The following is a 3,249-nucleotide window of genomic DNA, read 5'->3' as shown; positions in this document are numbered from 1 at the left end:
CTTATGGTAAATGAAAATTAATATTAAAAAAAATTGCTGTAATAATAAATAATAATAATTTATGTACAGTGTAAATACTAGATTAAAAAAGGTTATAAATTTTATAATGCATACATTTAAAAATGCGCTATGTTTATATATTCAGCACAGTTAAGGCATTATGATTTATGGGTTTGAGGGAAGAATACCAAAGATAAGTGATACCGCATATGTTTTTGAAAATGCCACAATCATAGGCAATGTTATAATAGGCAATCATGTATGGATTGGCCCGGGAGCTGTTTTAAGGGGCGATTATGGCACAATAGAGATAGATGATTACTCTGCAGTAGAGGACAACTGTGTGATTCACGCAAGGCCTGGTGAGAAAACATACATAGGAAAGCATGTAACCATTGGCCATTTATCGGTTATACATACTGGTACAATAAGAGATTATGCTGTAATAGGCATGAATTCTACTGTCTCTGATTTTGCAGAGGTGGGCACATGGGCTGCTGTTGGCGAGGGTGCTGTTGTTAAAAACAAGGATAAAATACCGGACGAATCCATAGCTGTTGGTATTCCGGCAAGGGTTATAGGCAGGGTATCCGAGGATTACAAGAGGTTATGGACGGACTATAAGAAAAATTACAATACGTTCACGGAGAGGTATAAAAACAACCTGAATAAAATGTAATTAGGGATCAAATAAATACCTTTTACTTAAATATTTTATCCATAATTTTAGAAAAATGAAATAAAAATTCTAATTCTCGTAAATTATTGATAATATATTTATGTTATGATAGAAATGATTAAGTAACACCTATCTAATATTTCTATTTATGGTTGATGATAATAAGGATGTTGAACCTGTTAAAAATTATGGACTGAAGAGAAATGCCGTGGGCTTAATCCATGCCGTATTTCAGTCGCAGTCACACGTTGCCCCTGCAGCTGATATCGCCCTGCTTATTACAGGAACGGCCGCAATAGCACTTGGTGCAACGCCCCTGGTCATTTTACTCGCATGGGCCGGTTACTTTCTTCTGGTGAACACCAATTACCAGTTTTCAAAATACATCTCAAGTGCCGCGGGATATTATGGCTTTGCCGCAAACGGCCTTGGAAAAAGATGGGGCATTTTTACGGGCTGGCTATTCCTTGGCAATGAAATGCTTGCATATCCTGCCTTTGCGTTTCTGGGTTCATCATCATTGATATATCTTCTGACACCGCAGATTTCATCCATACCATATCTCTGGATAGTTTTTATACTTCCATTTATGTTCTTTGTTTTTATAATAGAATACCTTGGAATAAAGCCATCATTGAACTATGCATGGATAGCCGGATTAATCGAGGTGCTATTTCTAGTCATAACCAGCATTATAATAATTTTCCTTTCAGGGCCATCAAACACAGCCTCAGTTTTTACACTGGCACCTGTTGGCGGCAAGCTACAGCCTGTATTCCTTGCATTTATAATAGGATTTACCACCCTTGCGGGATCAGGATCGGTGGTGGCAATAGCAGAGGAAACAAAGGAGCCAAAGAAAAACATACCAATGGCGCTGGTGCTCGTCATGATAATCGATCTTTCTGTTATACTTGTTACATATGCCCTTACTGTTGGCTGGGGCGTGTCAAATATGGGCACATTTGCAACATCACCTGACCCCGGTTTAATAGTGTATAAAAAATATCTTGGCATAATAGCAGAAATAGCCTTTGCAGTCATAATATATAATAGCTATTTCATGTTTGGTCTGGCGATTAATAACTCACTGTCAAGAACATCCTATGGCATGGCAAGGGATAATATAATATTTCCAAAAAGGTATTTTGCGGTAACGCATCCAAAATATAAAACACCTCATAGAATAATAATTTTAATCACAGTATTTGGGTTCTTCTTTGCACTTATAAATGGTCTCATCTTCGGGCCGTTTAACGGCGGTGTCTATCCTTTCATAATGATAGGATTAATGCTAATACTAACACATATGATCAATAATTTCGCACTCATAAGATACGTTAGGGCCAATAAAATAAAAATGAAGATTATTCAGCACATAATAATACCTGTAATAGGGTCTGTATTTCTAATACTGGCGATATATTATTCATTTGTACCACTTCCATCTTATCCCTATTCAATATATGCAATAGCTGCAGGTGTATGGATTATACTCGGAATAATATACGCATTAATAAAATCAAGAAATGTGGAGGAAATTGCAACAGTAAATGTTGATTAAAAAATATATTTTTAAAAATAGCATGCTGCATAATTATTAACCTCATTTACAGGCCTCCTTTAATTTAAAATTATTATAAAAATATACCCTCAACATCATTTCTTGTATTTATGTTTAAAGACCTTATTACCTTACAAGATAATCTCTTTATTCCAGAGAAGCATTGTATTTATGTATTTTTTATAATACTAAAATATCATATTTTCCATTGATATCTGGATACGCATATGTTGCCATCCAGTTATTAAGAACCAGTGTAACTCATTGAATTATTATACAGATTTTAATAGTTAATATGTCTATGATGGCTATTTTTATGATTATTTGATCTATATAACCATAATGCATTATCTTGGTAACAAATTAACCTTTGATGAGATCATCTGGATAATAAAAAAGAATAGAAATTTTGAAGATGCGATATCTGCCGGTGAAGCTTTTTTGAATATGCCTGGACTGAATTTAGTTGATATAAATCAGGATTTGCTGGCACTTTCAATGAATATCATGAAACGGTATAAAACCAGTCCAAGAGATTCAATTCATGCAGCAACTGCAATAACACAAAAGGCAAACATCATTATATCAGAAGACTCCGATTTCGATAAAATAAAGAAATTAAAAAGAAAAAGCATAATAGATTTTAAAATGCATTAGGTTATTCATTTAGATTCATTCAAAACAAATTACACCTTTCATTATTTTATATCCAAATTTTGTTGAGTCTTAACCACAATAGTTCAGATAGTTATTTAATGAGCGTTGAATAATTATACTGCTGGATCGTATATTTTAAATGCCATTAAATTTTTTATTTGTATCTATTAAATCAATAATCAATATTGTAAGCCTTATTATTGAATATTATAAATTGTATACCTTATATTTTATCATAAATATTATCCATGAATTTTTTAAATTCTTTCCTAAAATTAATTTTTGCCTATGGATATATTTTATTTGCCTTTGTTTTAAATTTATTTTTTTGAATTCCTCTATTCTTAAA

Annotated in this window: 3 protein-coding genes; all 3 read left to right on the top strand. The window is 32.9% G+C overall.

All coding sequences use genetic code 11. The features are described 5' to 3' along the window. Nucleotides 1-160: 160 nt before the first annotated feature. The 3 genes from AOG55_RS01875 to AOG55_RS01865 all read left to right on the top strand — a co-directional run bounded on the left by AOG55_RS01875 (nt 161) and on the right by AOG55_RS01865 (nt 2,900). The gene (locus tag AOG55_RS01875) at nt 161-679 is read left to right on the top strand and encodes a gamma carbonic anhydrase family protein (protein WP_054964156.1); all 519 of its coding nucleotides are present in this window, start codon (nt 161-163) and stop codon (nt 677-679) included. Between the two features lie 148 nt (nt 680-827). Beyond that, nucleotides 828-2,243 carry an APC family permease gene (locus AOG55_RS01870; protein ID WP_055040825.1) on the top strand — a complete coding sequence of 472 codons (1,416 nt, stop codon included), beginning with the start codon at nt 828-830 and terminating at the stop codon, nt 2,241-2,243. Between the two features lie 342 nt (nt 2,244-2,585). Beyond that, on the top strand, nt 2,586-2,900 hold the full coding sequence (locus AOG55_RS01865; protein ID WP_048101045.1) for a type II toxin-antitoxin system VapC family toxin: 315 nt from the start codon (nt 2,586-2,588) through the stop codon (nt 2,898-2,900). The last annotated feature ends 349 nt before the right edge of the window (nt 2,901-3,249 follow it).

The sequence above is a fragment of the Acidiplasma cupricumulans genome (assembly GCF_001402935.1).
Classification (GTDB): Archaea; Thermoplasmatota; Thermoplasmata; order Thermoplasmatales; family Thermoplasmataceae; genus Acidiplasma; species Acidiplasma aeolicum.
The sequence above is the reverse complement of the archived record's forward strand: the minus strand, read 5'-3'. Positions and strand labels throughout refer to the sequence as shown.